Here is a 19,204-nt window from a genome sequence, read left to right on the forward strand (position 1 = left end):
ATCTTAGGGGATGGCCGGGCGGCGGTCCAGCCCTATGCGCCGACCCGTGCATGCCGTGCGGCCAATCGGTCGCGCGTCCGATGTTCAGAGCGCTGCCGAGCGTTCCAGCAGCACGGGAATCGATTTGGAGGTCGGCGTGCCGGCGCCGTCGGCGGTGCTGTGCAGCGGCACCAGACCATTGGTCTCGGGGAAGTAGGCGCCCAGGCAGCCGCGCGGGATGTCGTATTCCACCAGCAGGAAGCGCTCGGCGCGGCGCGTGACATTGTCGTCCCACACGCTGACCATGTCCACGTGCTCGCCGTTCTTCAGGCCCAGCATGGCCAGGTCTTCCTTGTTGATGAACACCACGCGGCGCAGGCCGAACACGCCGCGATAGCGGTCATCCAGGCCGTAGATGGTGGTGTTGTACTGGTCGTGCGAGCGCGCCGTCATCAGCACCATCAGCCGCTCGCCGTGCCTGGCGCGGGCGCGGTGGATTGGCGTGTCGGTATCGACCGCGTGCGGCACGAACTGCGCGCGGCCGCTAGCCGTGCGCCATTCGCGCTCGCGCGAGGCCACGCGCAAGTGGAAGCCGCCCTGGTGCGCCACGCGCGCGTTGAAGTCGTGGAAGTCGTCGAACACTTTTTCTATCAGCTCGCGGATGGCGGCGTAGTCGGCGCACAGGCCCAGCCAGTCGACCTTGGCGCTGCCCAGCGTGGCGTGCGCCAGCCGCGCGACGATCGCGGTTTCCGACAGCAGGTTGTCCGAGGCCGGCTTGTTGATGCCGTAGGAGATGTGCACCATGCTCATCGAATCCTCCACCGTCACGCCCTGCGCCACGCCGTTCTGCAGGTCGACCTCGGTGCGGCCCAGCGTCGGCAGGATCAGCGCCTGCTTGCCCGTCACCAGGTGGCTGCGATTCAGCTTGGTGGCCACGTGCACGGTGAGGTCGCACTTGCGCAACGCCTCGAAGGTGAGGGGCGTGTCCGGCGTGGCCATGGCAAAATTGCCGCCCATGCCGAAGAACACCTTGACACGGCCGTCCAGCATGGCCTGGATGCTGTCGACGGTGTCGAGGCCATGTTCGCGCGGCGGCGCGAAGTTGAACACCTTCTGCATGCGGTCGAGGAAGGCCTTGGTCGGCTTTTCCTCGATGCCCATGGTGCGGTCGCCCTGCACGTTGGAGTGGCCGCGCACCGGGCACAGGCCGGCGCCGAGGCGGCCGATCTGCCCGCGCATCATCATCAGGTTGGACAGCATCTGGATGGTCTTCAACGCGTTCTTGTGCTGCGTCAGGCCCATGCCCCAGGTGCTGATGACGTTCTTGCCGCGGATGTAGATGCCGGTCAGCTGGTCGATCTGGATGCGCGGCACGCCCGATTCGGCCAGCAGCAGCTCCCAGCTTTCGGCGCGCAGATCCTGTTCGAAGGCTTCGAAGCCGGTGGTGTGGCGGGCGATGAATTCGCGGTCCAGCACACCCGGCGCGCCGGTGGCCCGCGCCTCGTCGTCGCGCTCCACCAGGCGCTTGGCGACCGCCTTGATCAGCGCGAAGTCGCCGGACAGCCTGGGCTGCACGAACATGGTGCTGATGGTAGTGGTCGAGCCGGTCAGCAGTTCCAGCGGATGCGCCGGGCTGGTGAAGCGTTCCAGCCCGCGTTCGCGCAGCGGATTGATGGAGACGATGGCGGCGCCGCGCCGCGCGCAGTCGCGCAGTTCGTTCATCATGCGCGGGTGGTTGGTGGCCGGATTCTGGCCGAAGATCAGCAGCGTGTCGGCGTGCTCGAAATCCTCCAGCGTCACCGTGCCCTTGCCGACGCCGACGGTGCCCGGCAGGCCGCGGCTGGTCGGCTCGTGGCACATATTGGAGCAGTCGGGGAAGTTGTTGGTGCCATACATGCGCACGAACAGCTGGAACAGGAAGGCCGCTTCGTTGCCGGTGCGGCCGGAGGTGTAGAAGGTGGCCTGGTTGGGATCGGGCAGGGCATTCAGGTGGCGCGCCATCAGCGCGAAGGCGTCGTCCCATGCGATGATCTGGTACTTGTCGCTGGCCGGGTCGTAGACCATCGGGTCGGTCAGGCGGCCGTGCTGTTCCAGTTCATAATCGGATTGCTTGAGCAGTTCGGTGACGCTGTGGGCGGCGAAGAATTCCGGCCGCACGCGCTTGCTGGTGGCCTCGGCCGCCACCGCCTTGACGCCGTTCTCGCAGAACTCGAAGGTGGACGCGTGTTCTCGGTCCGGCCAGGCGCAGCCGGGGCAGTCGAACCCGTCCGGCTGGTTCTGCTTGAGCAGGGTCTTGTAGTTGCTGCCGGCGACGCGTTCGCGCACCAGGTTGATCGCCACCTGCTTCAACGCCCCCCAGCCGGCGGCGGGATGGGTGTAAGGTGCAATGTGGCCTTCGGGCTTTTTATTCATGTTGCAGTCCGGTAATATTTGATACGAGTATATTGTATTTTAGCCAAAGAGCGTAACACGATGGATGACGAAATGATGACTGTTCTGGCCGGCGTGCTGGAAGCGCTGTGGCGCATCAATACCGAGTGGCCGGACAAGCCGTGCACGCTTGCCAAGCTGAGCAAGCAGTCGCAGCGGCCGATGAGCGCCCTGCGCCGCCAGCTGACCATGCTGGAGGAGGCCGGCCAGGTGGCGCTGGCGCTGGACGAGGGCGGCGTCACCGGCACCGTGCAGTTCACCGCCGGCGGGCGCCAGATGGCGGCGGAAATCTTCGGTTAAAAATTTTCCTTGCATCTTGCCGGACACGGGTTTAAAGTGATTGTACCGTTTGGTACAACTTAACTTGAAGGTGCTCAACATGACTCGTCCGCCACTCCCTCCGTTCACCCTGGAAACCGCCGCCCAGAAAGTCCGCGCCGCCGAAGACGGCTGGAACACGCGCAACGCCGAAAAGGTCGCGCTGGCCTATACCGAAGACTGCTTCTGGCGCAACCGTGGCGAATTCGTCACCGGCCGCGCCGAGATCATCGGCCTGCTCAAGCGCAAATGGACGCGCGAGCTGGAGTACCGCCTGATCAAGGAATTGTGGGCGCATGACGGCAACCGCATTGCAGTCCGCTTCGCCTACGAATACCATGACGATTCCGGCCAGTGGTATCGCGCCTATGGCAACGAGAACTGGGAATTCGCGGAAGACGGCCTGATGAAGCGCCGCCTGGCCAGCATCAACGAGCATCCGATTGCCGCCGCCGACCGCAAGTTCCACTGGGATATCAACGCGCCGCGCCCGGCCGATCATCCGGGCCTGAGCGATTTCGGTTTTTAAAAGGCAGACATGGCAAGAGTGATGGGAGAGCGCAGCGAGGTGGTGCCGCTGCTGGCCGAGGTGTTCCGCACCTACGGCTTCGAGGGCGCCAGCCTGGCGCGCATTAGCGAGGGCACCCGGCTGGGCAAGGGCAGCATCTATAACTTCTTCCCCGGCGGCAAGGAGGAGATGGCGGAAGCGGTACTCGGCGAGATTGACGGCTGGTTCCGCGACCAGGTGTTCCAGCCGCTGCGCGCGCTGGGCGCCGACGAGGCGGAGCAGGGCGTCGAGCGCATGTTCACCGCGGTCGGCCGCTACTTCCTGTCCGGCCGCAAGGTGTGCCTGGTGGGGGTGTTCGCGCTCGGCCACGAACGCGATCGTTTTGCCGTCAAGGTGCAGGCCTATTTTGCCGAATGGGTGCAGGCGCTGGCTGCCGCACTGGAACGCGGCGGCCGCGACAGCGCCAGCGCGCTGGCCCTGTCCGAAGACGTGGTGGGCGGCATCCAGGGCGCGCTGGTGCTGGCGCGCGCGGCCAACGAGCCGGAGCTGTTCATGCGCGCGCTGGCGCGCATGCAGCAGCGCCTCAAGGAGACGCGGCACTGAACTTGCCGGCGCGCGCGCAGTCCAAGTAATTTCGACTGCGCGCCATGACTCCGCCACTGAGAACCGTGATTGCCCCTGCTTTAGCCCCCGAGATCCTGCTGCGGCAGATTTATCTGAACGTACGGGATTTCGCCATTTTTACGATCGACACGCATAGCCTGGTCACCAGCTGGAACCTCGGGGCCGAGCTGATCTTCGGTTATCCGCCGGAGGAGATCATCGGCCAGAGCATGGAGCGCCTGTTCACCGGCGACGATCAGGTCGACGCCGAGCACCTGCTGGAAATGCAGACCGCCGACCGCTGGGACCGCGCCGGCGACTACCGCTGGCATATCCGCAAGGATGGTTCGCTGTTCTGGGCGGACGGCGTGCTGACCCCGATCCGCGACGACCGCGGGCAGTCGATCGGCTACCTGAAAATCCTGCGCGACATCACCGAGCGCAAGCTGGCGCAGGACGAGATCCGTCGCCTGGCCACCATCGACGTGCTGACCGGCCTGGCCAACCGCGCCGCCTTCGACACGCGCCGCTCGGAGATGGTGTCGCTGGCCGAGCGCACCGGCCAGCTGTTGCTGTTGCTGATGATCGACCTCGACCAGTTCAAGGAAGTCAACGACATGCTGGGCCACCAGGCCGGCGACCTGCTGCTGCGGCTGACCGCGCAGCGCATCCGCGCCGCCAGCCGCGAGAGCGACTTCATCGCGCGCCTGGGCGGCGACGAGTTCGCGCTGTTGCAGCTGGACGCGCCATCGCCGGCCGACGGCGGCATGCTGGCCGAAAAACTGCTGGCCGAGCTGGCGCGGCCTTTCCTGCTGGACGAGCGCGAGGTTCGCATCAGCGCCAGCATCGGCATCGCGGTGTGCCCGGTGGACGCCGATTCGCCCGACAGCCTGCTCAACAAGGCCGACCTGGCGCTGTACCACGCCAAGAACGCAGGCCGCAACTGCTACCACTTTTACACCGAAGCGCTGGACATGATCGCCCACCGCAAGAACGCCCACCACGCCGAGTTGAAGCGGCTGATGCGGCAAAGCAGTTTCATGCTGGCCTATCAGCCCATCGTCAATCTCGACGGCAACGCGGTGGCGATGGAGGCCTTGCTGCGCCTGCCCGGCGAACTGGGACGGCAGCCGATCGAGTACACCATCGGCCTGGCGCGCGAGGCCGGGCAACTGCCGGAACTGGGCAAATGGATTGTGCGCCAGGTGTGCGCGCAGATGCGGCGCTGGCTGGACGTCGGCCTGGGCGGGGTGCGGGTGTGCGTCAACGCCGGCGCGCACGAGCTGCAGGATCCCGGCTTCCTGGCGCAATTGCAGGCGGCGCTGGCCGACCACGACCTGACGCCGGACATGATGGAGATCGAACTGACCGAACGCGATGCGATCGAGCTGGAGCGCAGCGGCAGCAATGTCATCGACCAGTTGCGCCAGCTCGGCTACCGGGTGGCGCTGGACGATTTCGGCACCGGCTATTCCTCCTTGAGTTACCTGCGCACGCTGCGCGTCACCACCATCAAGCTGGACAAGAGTTTTCTGCACGGCGTGCCCGGCAACGCCGACGCCAACGCCGTGGTGCGCACGGTGGTGCAACTGGCCCAGGACTTGCGCCTGAACGTCATCGCCGAAGGCGTCGAGAGCCAGGACCAGGCGGCCTTCCTCAACAACGCCGGCTGCGCCGCCTTCCAAGGGTTTTTGTACTCGAAGCCGTTGTCGGCCGATGACGCCACCTGCTGGCTGCGGGAGCACCTGGCGCCGTAGACTTACACCAGGCCGATGTCGCGCCCCGGCGTGCCGAAGATTTTTTCCACCTGTCCCGTATTCAGGCCGTACATGCGCGACAGCAGGCCGCCGAACATGGCGCGGTACTCGTTGAGCACCGGATAGTCGCGGTTCTGGAACAGCGTCGGCTGCTCCAGCCGTACCTGCTCGCCGTGCACCTTGCCGCCCTGAATCGAGCCGCCCATCACCCAGTACACGCTGCCGTGGCCATGGTCGGTGCCGCGGTTGCCGTTCTCGCGGAAGGTGCGGCCGAATTCACTGACCACGATCACCACCGTGTCCTTCCACTCCGGCCCCATCTCCTGGGCGAAGCCGGACAGGCCGCGGCCCAGCTCCTCCAGCCGGTTGGCCAGGTAGCCGGTGGCGCCGCCCTGGCCGACGTGGGTGTCCCAGCCGCCGATGTCGACAAAGCCGATGTTGTACTTGTCCTTCATCAGCTTGGCGATGCGGCGCGCCTCCAGCTCGAAGCCCTTGGCGCTGACGGCGTTGCGGTTGGCCGCCACCATCTCGCCGGTGACTTCCTTCATCACGTCCTCGCGCACCACGAAGCCGTCGCGCACCTGCTGCGACAGCGCGGTGTGGTCGTACATGGCGGCGATCATCTTGGCCTGGCGCGGATCGACCGCCGGTTTGGAGACGTTGCGCAGCGCGGTGTTGGGCACCTGCAGCCCGCCCTGCATGATCAGCGGCAGCTGGTCGGTGAAGGAAATGGCGCTGGCGCGGTCGCCGTTCAGCGTCGACGCCAGGCGATTCAGGAAGCCGGAGCGGTAGTCGCGCGAGCGGTCCAGCGCCTGTCCCAGCTCGATGCTGTCCTGCGTTTCAAAGTGGCTGCGCGACAGGTCTTCGGTGCCGGCGAACGGCACGAAGGCCACCTGGCCGGCGGTGAACAGCGGGTGGATGGTCTCGCCGAGGATCGGGTGCAGGCCCCAGTCGGCATTGACCGGCAGCGCGGCGGCCTTGGGGATGGCGATGTTGGGCCGCACCTGGTAGTAGTACTGGCTGGAGATCGGCACCAGCAGGCTGGTGGCGTCGTAGCCGCCGCGCATGAAGACGAACAGCAGGCGGGTCTTGCTGGCCGGCGCGGCCCACAGCTGGCCGGCCATCGAGGTCGCCGGCAGGGCGGCCAGTGTTTTGAGCAGGGTGCGGCGTTTCATCGGGCTTCTCCTAGCGGTGCATCAGTTCCGGCGATGAGAGCAGGAGCGTGTTCCACTCCTGCGGCGAGGCGGCTTGCTCCAGCGCCTGCTGCGTGGCGGGCGCCAGCGATTTTTGCAGCGATTGGTAATACAGCGCGTTGGCCAGCTGCGGGAAGGCCGGCTTCTCCAGCGGCTGCGCGCCTTCACTCTTGAACAGGCCGGCGTTGCCGCTGCCGATGGCCTTGGCGATTTCAAAGCGGGTGGTCATCTGGCCCGGACTGGCCCAGCCGGACTGCGTCAGCGGGTAGCCGTCCGGCGTCACGCGGCCGTACAGCGGTTCGGCCATGCGGTACAGCCAGTTCATCATCGGGCCGGTGTTCAGGATCACCTTGTCGTCGTAGGTCAGGCGCACGGCGGCCACCACGTAATGCACCGGGTCCTTGAACTTGGTCCCCAGCGACTGCGTGAATTCCGGCGAATCGAACATCACCCGCAGCACGGCGGCGATGTCGCCGTCACTGGCCTGGAAGCGCGCGGCCATGCGCTCCACCAGTTGCGGCGGCGGTTCGTCGGCGACGAAGTAGACCGCCAGCTTGCGGCTGACGTAGCGCGCGGTGGCCGGGCTGCGGCTCAAGCGGTCCAGCGCTTCATCCACTTCCGCCAGGCCGCGGCCCTTGACGGTCTGCCCGAGGAAGGTCTTGTCGCCGTAGTCGTGGCGGTTGGGATTGAATTCAAACAGGCCTTTGCGCACGTACTGGCTTTGCTTGTCGCGGCGCACGTCGGGCGTTTTCTCGGTCATGTTGACGCCGACGCCGGTGAGGATGCGCGCCAGCTGCTGCACGTCGGCCTGGCTGTAGCCGCCGTCCACGCCCAGCGTGTGCAGCTCCATGATTTCGCGTGCGTAGTTTTCGTTGATGCGGTTGGCGGCGTTCTGTTCGTTGTCGAGGTAGCGGATCATGGCTGGATGGTGCAGCGTGGCCGACAGCAGGTCGCGGAACTTGCCCAGCGCGTGCGGGCGTATCGCCTGTTCCTCGTAATCGCTGACCAGCACGCGCAGGTTGGCCTTGCCCTGGTGGACGTTGAAGTGGTTCATCCAGAACCACGTCATCTGCTCCTGCAGCTGGTTGGGCGAGTACAGGTCGCGCAGCAGCGAGCCCGCGGCGGCTTCCTTGGCCAGCCGGCTCAGTTCCTGCTGGTAGGCCAGTTGCGCGGCTTTCTTGGCCTCGTCATCGACCATGGCCTTGTCATAGTCGCGGCGCTGCTGTTCCAGTTCCTGCACCAGCTGCGGCAGCGGCTTTCGCGAAATCGTCATGGCGTCGATCTGCGCCTGCACGGCGGGCGGCAGCACGGCCGGTCCCGGATGCAGCTGCTGATCGAGCCAGGCGCTGTAGCCTACCTTGGCCGCGTGCTGGTAGGTGCTGTCGTTGACACCCCAGGTGACGCGGTTGAGCGCGCGGCTCAGGGCCACAGGATCGACGGGCGCCTGCGGGGCGGTGGCGGTGGTCGTGCAGCCTGCCAACAGCAGCAGGACGGCGAGCGGTCTCGTGATGGTCGGAATATGCATAGGCTGAAGCATATGCCATTTTTCCGCTTGTGCCACGTGACGTATGTGTAAGCTGCAACGAAATGTTACAAGATGCGGACTTGTTTTTAATTTATCATGCCTGTTTCACTCTCTATGGGCAGGCATATGCGTCTTATTCTTTCCGCGCTGCTGGCGCTGGCCGTCTCGCCGCTGGCACAGGCTGCGGCCACTTTGCATGTCAGTTCGGCGGTGCAGGATCGCGCCCTACAGATGGATGTCACGCTGGCGGACAGCTACCTGGCGATCGATACGGAGCAGGGCCGCATGCTGTACGACTTCCAGGCGCGCCGCCGCTACGCGGTCAACACGCCGGCCAAAGAGTATGTGGAGTATTCGCTGTTCGACACGGTGGGCTTCCGCGTGGTGGAAATGTCCAACCGCGACCAGTTGCGCAGCGTGCTGGACGCGGCCAAGCTCAATACGCCGGTGTTGGGCAAGGCCGACGATGAAAACCAGCTGTCGGTACTGAGCGGCGCACCGGGGGCGATGGAGGAAAAAGAAGAAGGCGGCCAGCGCGTGTTGTATATCGACGGCGTCAAGCTGGCCGCGTGGAGCGCCAGCGGCGCCAAGGTGGCGGCAGCGGACGCCGCGCAGTTCGCGCGCTTCCTGCGCTACGCGCAAGCCGGCCACCCGCAGGTGCTGGACAAGCTGGCCAAGGCCGGCATGATTCCCGACCACCTGACCTTCTTCGTCAGCGGCGGACGCGATATGAACCTGACCATGACCCAGGTGCGCAGTGCACAGCCGCCGGCCTATGACCTGAAACCCTATCATCGAGAAATCAGCAAGGGCGGCATCGACGCCCTGTTCGACCGCATCGCCGCGCTGACGCCGCAGCAGCTGGCGGATTTGCGCGCCGAGCATCCCTGCGACGCCTCCGCCGATTTCAGCGAACCGGCCATCCTCGACACCATGCTGGGCAAGATGGAATGCACGCTGTCCACCGGCGCGCCGCTGTCGCTGACGGACGAGCAAAAGCAGGCGATGGCGGCATCGCCGACGCTGGCGCTGATGTTCGCCGCCATCAATCCCGCCAAGGCCAATGAGATGGAAGGCTCGGTGAAAACACTGGCTGCATTGCGTCCTAAGGCGCCGCGCAAGGCTTACATGCTCAAGCTGTTCGAAGCCAACAACCGTGTGCGCATGGATCGGAAGCAGGGCAAGGAAAGCGCCGCGCTGCTGGTGGAAGTGTTGCAGGCCAATCCGGTGTTGGCTGGAGCCTACAAGGATCTGGGCGATATGCTGCTGATGCAGTACGATAGCGCACGCGCCTGGCGCAGCTGGGACGCGGGACGCCGCCTTGCACCGACGCTGCCGAACTTTGAGCCGGTCAACAAGTTCGAGGCATCGCTGCTGGCGCAGCATCCGGAATTTTTCTGACGAGACCATCATGCCCACCACCGATCCGCGCGTAGACGCCTACATCGCCAAGTCCGCCGACTTTGCGCAGCCCATCCTGGAACATCTGCGCGCGGTGGTGCATGACACCTGTCCGGAAGTCGAAGAGACCATCAAGTGGAGCTTCCCGCACTTCATGTACAAGGGCATGATGTGCAGCATGGCTTCGTTCAAGGCGCATTGCGCCTTCAATCTGTGGAAAGCCGAGCTGCTGATGGCCGATGACGTCAAGCGCGAGGCCATGGGCCACTTCGGCCGCATCACTTCGGTCAAGGATCTGCCGTCCAAAAAGGTACTGGCGTCGTATATCAGGCAGGCCATGAAGCTCAACGACGACGGCGTGTCCGCACCGGCGCGCGCCAAGCCGGCGACGCCGCGTGCGCTGGAGATTCCGGACGACTTGCAGGCCGCGCTGGACGCGGCGCCGGCGGCGCGGGCGCACTTCGACAGCTTCAGTCCCAGCAAGCAGCGCGACTACGCAGAATGGCTGACCGAAGCGAAAACCGACACAACGCGCGCGCGCAGGCGTGAACAGGCAGTCGAATGGATTGCAGAGGGTAAGGCGAGGAATTGGAAATACGAGAAATGCTAATCAGGTAAAGCGGCGTTCAGCGGGGTTTGGGCTGATCGCAAAAGCGCTTGGGGCGCCGGTTACCGCATGCCGGCGCCAGGCATGGCAAGAACTAGTGTTCAATGCATTGACGCGGTAGACAGATCTTTCAGCTCGCGAATGCTGATATCCGATTTTTCGTGCATACGCAGCAGGATCGTGGCGCCAACCGCTAACTTCCGGTGCCGGATCTTGCTGATGATGGGAGGCTGAACTTCCAGCACCCTGCACAACTCAGCATCGTTTTTCAAGTTCATCTTTTCGATCAAAGTATCCAGAAGCTTGTTCGGAACAAAACTGGAAGGTTCCAGTGCCCGAGCGCGATTCATGGCCTCGATCAATTCCAACTTCTTTTGACGTACGTTCATGGTTTGCTCCTCCTTTGCTCAAAACGTTAAAGAAGTACGTTTCCTGGCAAGGCTAGCGCCCACACTCTTTCTGGTCGGAATGTGGTACGCGACTCAACATTCTTGATAACCATGCAAGTTATTTCGAATAATACTACGGCTGAAAAAAAAGTGCAGGCTTTAACAATTAAATTATGTTGGTTATTGCGCAAACGGGTTGACGATTGTTGTTTCTTGAAGCCCGGTTTGAGATAAAAGTAGGATTTTGTCTGTCTTTTTGGCAGCAAGTTGCGAATGTGTCACCATGATCGCACAAGCGCCCGTGGCTTTAATTTCGCGCTGCAACAGCGTAAGGATGGCGTCAGCGGTGTCGGGATCGAGATTGCCGGTCGGCTCGTCGGCCAGCACCAGGGCAGGGCGGTGCACCAGCGCGCGGGCGATCGCCACGCGCTGCATCTGGCCGCCGGAGATTTGATGCGGGAAATCGTGTTCGCGGCCGGCCAGGCCCACCGCGTCCAGCATCTCCGCCGCGCGCGCGGTCGGCAGGCCGTTCAGCAGCAGCGGCAAGGCGACGTTCTGCAGCAAGGTCAGATGCGGCAGCACGTGGAAGGCTTGAAAGATGAAACCCATGCGCGCGCGCCGCAAGCGGGTGGCGGCATCGTCATCGAGGCCGGACATCGGAATGCCGTCGATGACGATAGGCGCTTCGCCGTTGGCGTCCGGCGTATCGAGGCCGGCGATCAGATTGAGCAGCGTCGATTTGCCGACGCCGGAATCGCCCATGATGGAGACGAATTCGCCGGCCTTGAAATGCCACGACAGGTTGGCCAGCACCGGGCGGCCGTTGTAGGACTTGGACAGCTGGCGAAGTTCGAGCATGGTTACCTTGTGAGTGCGCGCCGCATGGCGAAGCTGACGCCATCGACCAGCGCCACCAGCAGCAGCATGGCGAGGATGACGGTGGCGGCCAGCGGCATCTGGAACAGCGACAGGTGGTACTTGAGCATCTGCCCCAGGCCGCCGGCGCCCACTACGCCGAGGATGGCGGCGGCGCGGATGTTGTTCTCCCAGCGGTACAGCGTGTACGACATCATCTGCGGCAGCGTTTGCGGCAGCGTGGCGTAGAAGAAGGCGCTGGTGGCGCCGGCGCCGTTGGTGCGCAGGCTTTGCTCCGGCAGCGGCGCGGCGTTTTCCAGCGAGTCGCCGAACAGGCGACCCAGCACGCCGGCGGTGTGCGCGGCCAGCGCCAGCGTGCCGCCCAGCGGCCCGAGGCCGGCGGCGATCAGCATGATGGAGGCCCACACCAGTTCCGGTATCGAGCGCAGCACGTTGAGCACCGCGCGCATGGCGGCGCGCGGCACGGCGCCGAAGCGGCCTGACGCCGGCAGCGAAAACGCCAGGCCGAGGATCGCCGCCAGCAGCGTGCCGAGGCCGGACATGGCCAGCGTTTCCAGCGTGGCCCAGAAAGTCTTGGTGAGGAAGCCGCTCGACGTTTCCGGCGGCGTGAAGCCGGCCAGCAGCTCCATGGTGCTGTTGACCGCTTCCACGGTGAAGAATTCGCGCCACTTCAGCGGCAGCGTGACAAAGCTGGCGATCACCAGCGCCACGACCAGCAGCATCAGGATGCGCACGGTCCAGTCGCGCGGCGGCGGTTTGGGCATATGCGGATTCATCCCAGGCGCCTCCTCAACACTTTGGAGAACTGGTCGGCCAGCGCCACCAGCGCCACGAAGATCAGCAGCATCGACGACACTTCCGCGCCGTTCAGCGCCTTCAGCGATTCGTCCATGCGCTGGCCCAGGCCGCCGGCGCCGACAAAGCCCATCACCACCGAGCCGCGTATCGCGCATTCCCAGCGGTAGACGGTGTAGGACATCAGTTCCGACGCGGCTTCCGGCAGCGCGCCGTACAGCAGCGCGTTCAGGCGCCCGGCGCCGTTGGCCAGCAGCGTGTCGCTGGCGTGGGCGTCGGCCGATTCGAGTATCTCGGCATAGACCTTGGCCAGCATGCCGCAGTAGGTGAGGGCGATGGCCAGCACGCCGGCGGTCGGTCCCAGGCCGATGATGCGCACGAACAGCAGCGCCCACACCAGTTCCGGCACCGAGCGCAGGATCACCATCAGCCAGCGCACGGCCTGGCGCACGGCCACGGCGACGGGGCGTATGCGTCCCGTGCCCAGCGCGGAAATCGACAGCTGTTCGTTGATCACCAGCGTGGCCGGAATCGCGCCGAGCAAGGCCAGCGCCAGGCCGGCGCTGGCGATGGCGATGGTGTTCCAGGTTTCGCGCGCCAGCATCTGCAGGAATTCGGCGTCATGCGCTGGCACCAGGAAGTCGGCCAGGAAGCGGCCGGTGGCGCTCAGGCTTTGTTCGTCGAACAGTATCCATGGCTTGAATTCGGAGATCACCAGCGTGGGCCACAGCACCAGCAGCCCGACCACGCAGGCGATGATGCGGCCGCGCAGCGCGGGATCGCGGTGGCCCTCGCGGGCGTGGAGCAGCGCGGCCATTACAGGCAGGCGCCTACGCCGAGCTTGACCGCCAGCGCATCGTCTTCGTGCGGCGTGCCGCTGCCTGCGGCGGGCGGTTCGCCCTGAGATTCGCCTTGATACAGCGCGGCGATCATCTGCGGCGTGACCTGCTCGCGCGGCAGGTCGAATTCGACGCTGCCGTTGCGCAGCGCGACGATGCGCGGGAAGTGGGCCAGCGCCAGTTCCACCTGGTGCAGGCTGCAGATCAGCGTGGCGTCGCGCGCGGCGGCTTCTTCGCGCAGCGTGGTCAGCGTGAGTTCGGATAGTGCGGGATCGAGCGCGGACAGCGGTTCGTCCACCAGCAGCGCCTTGGCCGGCGACAGCAGCAGGCGCGCCAGGCCGCAGCGCTGGCGTTCGCCGCCGGACAGGCGGTCGACGCGGGAATACAGTTTGTCGCCCAGGTTGAAGCGCGACAGCGCCTGCCACGCGGCTTGCGGGTCGGCGGGCTTGAACAGCGAGGCCAGCGCGCGCCACACGCTCCATTGCGGCAGGCGCGCGGCCAGCACCGCCGTCACCACGCGCTGGCGCGGCGGCAGCGGCGGCGTTTGCGGCGCCAGGAACAACTGCGCGCGCAAGCGATGACGCGCCGCTTCGCCCAGCGCCCACGGGTCGGCGCCAAAGGCGTGGAAGCTGCCTTCGGCCGGCTTGTGGGACAGGGACAGCGTCGCCAGCAGGGTGGTCTTGCCGGCGCCGGAAGGGCCGATCAGGGCCAGTTGCTCGCCCTGTTCGATGGTCAGGTTAATCGCTTGCAGCGCGGGAGCCGACGGCGCGCGCAGATGGCGCACCGTCAGGTTTTGCAGTTGGTAAGTCGGCATTGCAGGGTACTTTTTACTTCAGCAGACCGGCGTTTTTGGCGGCGGCTTCGATGTTTTTGTAGTTTTCGGCCTTGGTCGGAATGAACTTGACGGTGCGCTGCAGGTCCATGATCGCTTTGTCTTCAGGCTTGTTGATGTCCAGCGCCAGGAAGGCGTCGGTCAGCTTTTTCTTCAGATCGGCGTTCATGTCGGTGCGCACCGACCAGTTGTAATCGTAGTAGCCTGGCGTGGTGTAGAACACGCGTACCACGGCCGGATCGACCTTCTTGGCTTCGATCAGTTTTTCCCAGACCGAGATATTCAGCGCGCCGGCATCGACCTTGCCGCCGGCAACCGCCGCCACGGTGGCGTCATGCGCGCCGGAGAAGGCGATGCGTTTCAGATCGGTGTCCGGATTGATCTTGGCCTGCAGCAGGTAGAAGCGCGGCATCAGGTGGCCCGAGGTCGAGGACTCGGAACCGAAGCTCAGGGTCTTGCCTTTCAGGTCGTTCAGGCTGTTGATGCTTTTGTTGGTGGTGACGAACACCGAACGGAACTTTTCATCTTCGGCGCGCTGCACCAGCGGCGTGATGGCGCCCTTGCTGCGGTCATTGGCCTGCACGAAGGTGAAGCCGCCGAACCAGACCATGTCGATTTTCTTGTTGATCAGGGCCTCGACCGAAGCGGCGTAGTCGGTCACCGGGGTGAACTCCACTTTCATGCCGATCTTCTTCTCCAGGTACTCGCCCAGCGGCTTGAACTTGCGTTGCAGCTCGGTTGGCGCTTCGTCCGGGATGGCCGACACGCGGAACACGTGATCGGCGGATTGGGCGTGCGACCAGGACGCGGCCAGCATCATGCCGGCGGCGAGGACGGATTTGAGGGAGATTTTCATTGTGGTTGCCCTTTTATGTGAGAAGTCGCACTGAACTTTTGATCCAACGCTACAAAATGGATATTCGGCTATCATAACAAAAATCATCCCCCGGGATGACCACCCAGAATAAAGGCAGAGCATTCCATGCAAGTGTCCCGCGCCCCGGCGATCCGTGTTGTGTCGCCCCTCGCCAGCAACACCATCGCCCAGCAGCGGCCAGCCCACGGCAGTGAGGCCGTCATCAACGAGATCAGTGCAGGCCTGCTGGCGTCCGACGCCTACACCTCGCCCAAGTTCTTGTACGACAGCCTGGGTTCCAAATTGTTTGAGGCCATCTGCGAACTTCCCGAATATTATCCAACCCGCACCGAGGCCAGCATCTTTGCCGCGTATGGCGCCGACATGGCGCATGCGATCGGCGAGGGCGCGTCGTTGATCGATCTTGGCGCCGGCAATTGCGCCAAGGCGGCGTCGCTGTTCCCGCTACTGAAGCCGGCGCAGTATGTGCCGGTCGATATCTCGCGCGATTTTTTGCTGGGCGCCGTCGCCCAGCTGCAGCAGCGCTTCCCGCAGATCGAGATGACCGCGCTGGGACTGGATTTTTCCAGCGGCTTTGAACTGCCGGACAGTGTGCGCGGCGAGCGCCGCGTGTTCTTCTATCCCGGTTCCTCGATCGGCAATTTCTCGCCGGAGCAGGCGGTGACCTTCCTGCGCGGCCTGCGCGCCAACGCCGGCGCCGACGGCGGCCTGCTGATCGGCGTGGACCTGATCAAGGACCGCGCGGTGCTGGATGCGGCCTACGACGATGCGCTGGGCGTCACCGGCGCCTTCAACCTGAACATGCTGCGTCACCTGAACCACCTGATCGGCGCCGATTTCGACGTCGACCAGTGGCAGCACGTGGCCTTCTTCAATCCGGAAAAGAGCCGCATCGAGATGCATCTGGAAGCGCGCTGTCCGCTGACCGTCACCTGGCGCGGCGGCGAACGCGATTTCTCGCGCGGCGAGCGTATCCACACGGAAGACAGCTACAAGTATACGCGTCAGTCCTTCGTCACGCTGCTGGAGAAGGCCGGCTTTGCCACCTCGCGCATGTGGACCGACAAGAACAACTGGTTCGCCGTCATTCACGCCCGGGCCATTCCCGACTAAGCTTATGGAACAACTACAAGCCCGCTATGCGGCGGTACGCAAGCACACGCTGGCGCTGGCCGAGCCGCTGACCGACGAGGACTGCGGTGCGCAGTCGATGCCGGACGCCAGCCCGATCAAATGGCACCTGGCGCACACTACCTGGTTCTTCGAGACGTTTATCCTGGAACGCATGGAGCGCGACTTCGCGCCGTTCCATCCGGCGTTCCGCATCCTGTTCAACTCCTATTACAACGGCATCGGCGAGAAGCATCCGCGCGCGCAGCGCGGCCTGCTGACGCGGCCCGCCATGTCGCAGGTGCGCGCCTACCGCGCCGACGTCGATGCGCGCATCGCCCGGCTGCTGGCCAGCGACTTGAGCGACGCGCAGCGCGCCGACCTGACGATGCTGATCATGCTCGGCACGCAGCACGAGCAGCAGCACCAGGAATTGATGCTCACCGACGTCAAGCACCTGCTGGCGCAAAGCCTGCTGCGTCCCGCCTACATGGACATCCCATTGCCTGCCGCCGCCGCCGTCGCGCCCTTGACGTGGCTGGACTTCGACGGCGGCTTGACCGACATCGGCCACAACGACGACGGCTTCAGCTTCGACAACGAACTGCCGCGCCACAAGCAGTATGTGGCGCCGTTCGCGCTGGCCTCGCGGCTGGTGACCAACGGCGAGTACCTGGACTTCATCAACGCCGGCGGCTACTTCAACGCCGCGCTGTGGCTGGCCGAAGGCTGGGACTGGGCGCGCACGCAAAACCTGAAGGCGCCGATCTACTGGTTCCAGGACGAGAAGGGGGCATGGCAGGAATTCACGCTGCACGGCCCGCAGCCGCTGGACCTGAACCGGCCGGTGACGCACATCTCGCTGTTTGAAGCGGACGCCTACGCCCATTGGGCCGGCGCGCGTCTGCCGACCGAATTCGAATGGGAATATGCGGCCGCGCAGGCGGCGTTTGAAACCGGCCTGCTGCATCCGGCCGGCGCGACCGGCGACGGCTTGCGCCAGATGTACGGCCACTGCTGGCAATGGACCAGCAGCAGCTACGCGCCGTATCCCGGCTTCGCGGCGGCGGAGGGCGCGTTGGGCGAATACAACGGCAAGTTCATGCTGAACCAGTACGTGCTGCGCGGCTCGTCGTCGGCGACGCCGGAAGGCCACGCGCGCGCCAGCTACCGCAACTTCTTCCCGGCCGGCGCACGCTGGCAGTTCACCGGCATCCGCTTGGCGCGCCGTTAAGGCAGGTACTGCACTGGGCGGCTGTCCGGATCGGCGAGGGCGATGATCTGCGCCATGTCCGCCTTGGGCGGATAGATCCACTGCGTGTTGATCATGCCCTTCAATTCCGCCGCCGGTGCGCCGGACATCTTCACCTGGCGATCCCACCCTTCGGTGTACACCGCATCGTCCGCGCCCAGCGCCAGGCAGGTCACGTAGTTCTGCTGGTCATACGGAATGGCCGGTAGTCCCAGTACGTCGGCCATGGCGTTGTGGCCGGCCGAGCGGCCCAGGTTCATCGCGTGCTGGCACGACATCAAGGCGTGGTTTCCCTGGTCGTCGGAAGCAGCGCGCGCCACGTCGCCGGTGGCGTAGATATCGGAGCTGCCGACGCGCAGCGCCGGCGTCACTTGCAGGCGGCCGAAAGCATCGCGCTCGCCGGGAACCTGCGCCGCCAGGGCGCTGGCGCGGGCGCCCGCCGTCCAGATGACGGTGGCGGCCTCAATGCGCTCGCCGCCGGCGATGGTGACGCCGCCAGCGTCGATGGCTTCGACCGCGTGGCCCAGGCGCAGGCTCACGCCCTTGTTGCGCAGCGACTGCTCGATGACGGGACGCGGGCCGGCGCCGAGGTCCGGGCCGATGTCCTGCGCCTTCTCCACCACGATCACGTCGAATTCCGCATCGCTGCCGAAGATTGCGCGCAGCCGCGCCGGCATTTCCGCCGCCGTTTCAATGCCGGTAAAACCGCCGCCGCACACCACCACCGTATTGCGCGCCTTGCTGGCCACGCGTTGCGGCAGTGCCTGCAGATGGCGCTGCAGTTCCTCGGCCTCGTTCAGCTGATCGACGCTGAACGCATGCTCCTTCAGGCCCGGAATGGCAGGGCGGAACAGCGTGCTGCCGCTGGCCAGCACCAGCTTGTCGTAGCTGAAGGATTGCGGCTTGCCGTCGACGTCCAGATAGCTCACCGCATGGTCTTGCGGGTGGATCTGCTCCACGGTGCCGACGATGTGGCGCACGCCGGCCGCAGCAAACAGGTCCACCAGCGACGGCGCCATGCCGGCCAGGTCGGCCTCGTACAGGCGCGGGCGGATGTGCAGGTTGGGCTGCGGCGAGATGATGGAAATCTCCACCGCCTCTTGCTGGTTTTGCAGATGGCGCAGGCGCGCGGCCGCCAGTGCACTCCACATACCGGAGAAGCCGGTGCCGACGATCAGGATTTGCTTGGTCATTTTGGTTCCTTGGTAAAGTTCAATAACTACGACTATAGTTGTCGCAGTTTGTAAACGCAAGGAGTTTTTGCATCGCGTGCTAAAATGAGCGACTCATTTAGTCGGAGTTTATATGTCGCACATCAGTTCCGGAGTCGAATACGGGATACATTGCCTGCTGTTCCTGGTCGGCGAAGACGGTGGCAGTCGTGACGCCAGCGTGCGCGACCTGGCGGAGCTGCAGGGCGTTCCGTTGGATTTTCTTGCCAAGATTTTCACCAAGCTATCGAAAGCGGGCCTGGTGGCGGCCACTGAAGGCGTGAAGGGCGGATTTACGCTGGCCCGCGCGGCCGGCGACATCAGCGTGCTGGATGTGGTGACGGCGATCGACGGCGACAAGGCCTTGTTCGACTGCCGCGAAATCCGCGCCCGCTGCGCCTTGTTCGACGACACGCCGCCCAACTGGGCGACCTCCGGCACCTGCGCCGTTCACGCCGTGATGCAAGGCGCGCAGCGGCGCATGGAAGAAGCGCTGGCGCAGGAAACCCTGCAAGACCTGGCACAGAAGGTCAACCGCAAGAGTCCCGCCAGCTTTGACACCAAGGTGGTGAACTGGCTGGGCGAACGCGCCGGCAAGCGCACCGCCAAATAAATCCGGGGTCAGTTCTGCCAATCGCACACGGCCTCTACCGTAGCGGCTGCTACGGTAGAGGCCGTGTGCGATTGGCAGAACTGACCCCG

The 19,204-nt window shown here is 64.8% G+C and carries 19 protein-coding genes; 9 read left to right on the top strand and 10 right to left on the bottom strand.

Going from position 1 to position 19,204, the window contains the following annotated elements; genetic code table 11:
• Positions 1-84 precede the first annotated feature (84 nt).
• On the bottom strand, positions 85-2,391 hold the full coding sequence (locus GJ698_RS15530) for an FdhF/YdeP family oxidoreductase (RefSeq protein WP_154358566.1): 2,307 nt from the start codon (positions 2,389-2,391) through the stop codon (positions 85-87).
• 72 nt (positions 2,392-2,463) lie between these two features.
• Between GJ698_RS15530 and GJ698_RS15535 the strand changes: the two genes are divergently transcribed.
• The 4 genes from GJ698_RS15535 (at position 2,464) to GJ698_RS15550 (ending at position 5,595) form a co-directional block, all read left to right on the top strand.
• Positions 2,464-2,709, top strand: coding sequence for an ArsR family transcriptional regulator (locus GJ698_RS15535; protein ID WP_229260005.1), 246 nt, complete (start codon positions 2,464-2,466; stop codon positions 2,707-2,709).
• A 79-nt stretch (positions 2,710-2,788) separates the two neighbouring features.
• Entirely contained in the window at positions 2,789-3,256 is a 468-nt protein-coding gene (locus GJ698_RS15540; RefSeq protein WP_154358569.1) for a nuclear transport factor 2 family protein, read from the top strand.
• A gap of 9 nt (positions 3,257-3,265) precedes the next feature.
• On the top strand, positions 3,266-3,838 hold the full coding sequence (locus tag GJ698_RS15545) for a TetR/AcrR family transcriptional regulator (RefSeq protein WP_154358570.1): 573 nt from the start codon (positions 3,266-3,268) through the stop codon (positions 3,836-3,838).
• Between the two features lie 65 nt (positions 3,839-3,903).
• Positions 3,904-5,595, top strand: a complete 1,692-nt coding sequence (locus GJ698_RS15550) for a putative bifunctional diguanylate cyclase/phosphodiesterase (protein ID WP_166454882.1) — start codon at positions 3,904-3,906, stop codon at positions 5,593-5,595.
• A gap of 2 nt (positions 5,596-5,597) precedes the next feature.
• On the opposite strand, the gene GJ698_RS15555 is transcribed toward GJ698_RS15550, so the two are convergent.
• Together GJ698_RS15555 and GJ698_RS15560 are read right to left on the bottom strand one after the other, a co-directional pair.
• Positions 5,598-6,770 carry a DUF1501 domain-containing protein gene (locus GJ698_RS15555; protein ID WP_154358574.1) on the bottom strand — a complete coding sequence of 391 codons (1,173 nt, stop codon included), beginning with the start codon at positions 6,768-6,770 and terminating at the stop codon, positions 5,598-5,600.
• Positions 6,771-6,780: 10 nt separating this feature from the next.
• Positions 6,781-8,325 carry a DUF1800 domain-containing protein gene (locus GJ698_RS15560; RefSeq protein WP_154358576.1) on the bottom strand — a complete coding sequence of 515 codons (1,545 nt, stop codon included), beginning with the start codon at positions 8,323-8,325 and terminating at the stop codon, positions 6,781-6,783.
• A 114-nt stretch (positions 8,326-8,439) separates the two neighbouring features.
• Here GJ698_RS15560 and GJ698_RS15565 point away from each other — a divergent pair, with 114 nt between their 5' ends.
• Both GJ698_RS15565 and GJ698_RS15570 read left to right on the top strand, forming a co-directional pair.
• Positions 8,440-9,714, top strand: coding sequence for a hypothetical protein (locus GJ698_RS15565; RefSeq protein ID WP_154358578.1), 1,275 nt, complete (start codon positions 8,440-8,442; stop codon positions 9,712-9,714).
• 10 nt (positions 9,715-9,724) lie between these two features.
• Complete coding sequence (locus GJ698_RS15570; protein ID WP_154358580.1) at positions 9,725-10,324, top strand: YdeI/OmpD-associated family protein; 600 nt, start codon at positions 9,725-9,727, stop codon at positions 10,322-10,324.
• Between the two features lie 98 nt (positions 10,325-10,422).
• Here GJ698_RS15570 and GJ698_RS15575 read toward each other — a convergent pair whose 3' ends face one another.
• The 6 genes from GJ698_RS15575 to GJ698_RS15600 form a co-directional block, all read right to left on the bottom strand.
• Entirely contained in the window at positions 10,423-10,710 is a 288-nt protein-coding gene (locus tag GJ698_RS15575; RefSeq protein ID WP_008447145.1) for a hypothetical protein, read from the bottom strand.
• Between the two features lie 180 nt (positions 10,711-10,890).
• Positions 10,891-11,568, bottom strand: coding sequence for an ABC transporter ATP-binding protein (locus GJ698_RS15580; RefSeq protein WP_154358582.1), 678 nt, complete (start codon positions 11,566-11,568; stop codon positions 10,891-10,893).
• Positions 11,569-11,570: 2 nt separating this feature from the next.
• On the bottom strand, positions 11,571-12,362 hold the full coding sequence (gene phnE, locus GJ698_RS15585) for a phosphonate ABC transporter, permease protein PhnE (protein WP_154358584.1): 792 nt from the start codon (positions 12,360-12,362) through the stop codon (positions 11,571-11,573).
• Positions 12,359-13,198 (bottom strand): PhnE/PtxC family ABC transporter permease, encoded by an 840-nt coding sequence (locus GJ698_RS15590; protein WP_154358586.1) that lies wholly within the window; start codon positions 13,196-13,198, stop codon positions 12,359-12,361. Before GJ698_RS15590 ends, phnE begins: the two co-directional genes overlap by 4 nt.
• On the bottom strand, positions 13,198-14,034 hold the full coding sequence (locus tag GJ698_RS15595; RefSeq protein WP_154358588.1) for a phosphonate ABC transporter ATP-binding protein: 837 nt from the start codon (positions 14,032-14,034) through the stop codon (positions 13,198-13,200). Before GJ698_RS15595 ends, GJ698_RS15590 begins: the two co-directional genes overlap by 1 nt.
• Positions 14,035-14,047: 13 nt before the next feature.
• On the bottom strand, positions 14,048-14,908 hold the full coding sequence (locus tag GJ698_RS15600) for a putative selenate ABC transporter substrate-binding protein (RefSeq protein ID WP_154358590.1): 861 nt from the start codon (positions 14,906-14,908) through the stop codon (positions 14,048-14,050).
• A 126-nt stretch (positions 14,909-15,034) separates the two neighbouring features.
• Here GJ698_RS15600 and egtD point away from each other — a divergent pair, with 126 nt between their 5' ends.
• Together egtD and egtB are read left to right on the top strand one after the other, a co-directional pair.
• Positions 15,035-16,042: an L-histidine N(alpha)-methyltransferase gene (gene egtD, locus GJ698_RS15605; RefSeq protein ID WP_154358592.1), complete on the top strand. Its 1,008-nt coding sequence runs from the start codon at positions 15,035-15,037 to the stop codon at positions 16,040-16,042.
• A 4-nt stretch (positions 16,043-16,046) separates the two neighbouring features.
• A complete protein-coding gene (gene egtB / locus GJ698_RS15610) occupies positions 16,047-17,273 on the top strand; it encodes an ergothioneine biosynthesis protein EgtB (RefSeq protein ID WP_154358593.1) in 1,227 nt (408 codons plus the stop codon).
• Here the strand turns inward: egtB and GJ698_RS15615 are convergent.
• On the bottom strand, positions 17,270-18,484 hold the full coding sequence (locus tag GJ698_RS15615) for an NAD(P)/FAD-dependent oxidoreductase (RefSeq protein WP_154358595.1): 1,215 nt from the start codon (positions 18,482-18,484) through the stop codon (positions 17,270-17,272). The genes egtB and GJ698_RS15615 overlap by 4 nt on opposite strands.
• Before the next feature lie 112 nt (positions 18,485-18,596).
• On the opposite strand from GJ698_RS15615, the gene GJ698_RS15620 reads away from it, so the two are divergent.
• A complete protein-coding gene (locus tag GJ698_RS15620; RefSeq protein ID WP_154358597.1) occupies positions 18,597-19,115 on the top strand; it encodes an RrF2 family transcriptional regulator in 519 nt (172 codons plus the stop codon).
• Positions 19,116-19,204 lie beyond the last annotated feature (89 nt).

The organism is Duganella aquatilis (assembly GCF_009674565.1).
Lineage (GTDB): Bacteria > Pseudomonadota > Gammaproteobacteria > Burkholderiales > Burkholderiaceae_D > Rugamonas > Rugamonas aquatilis.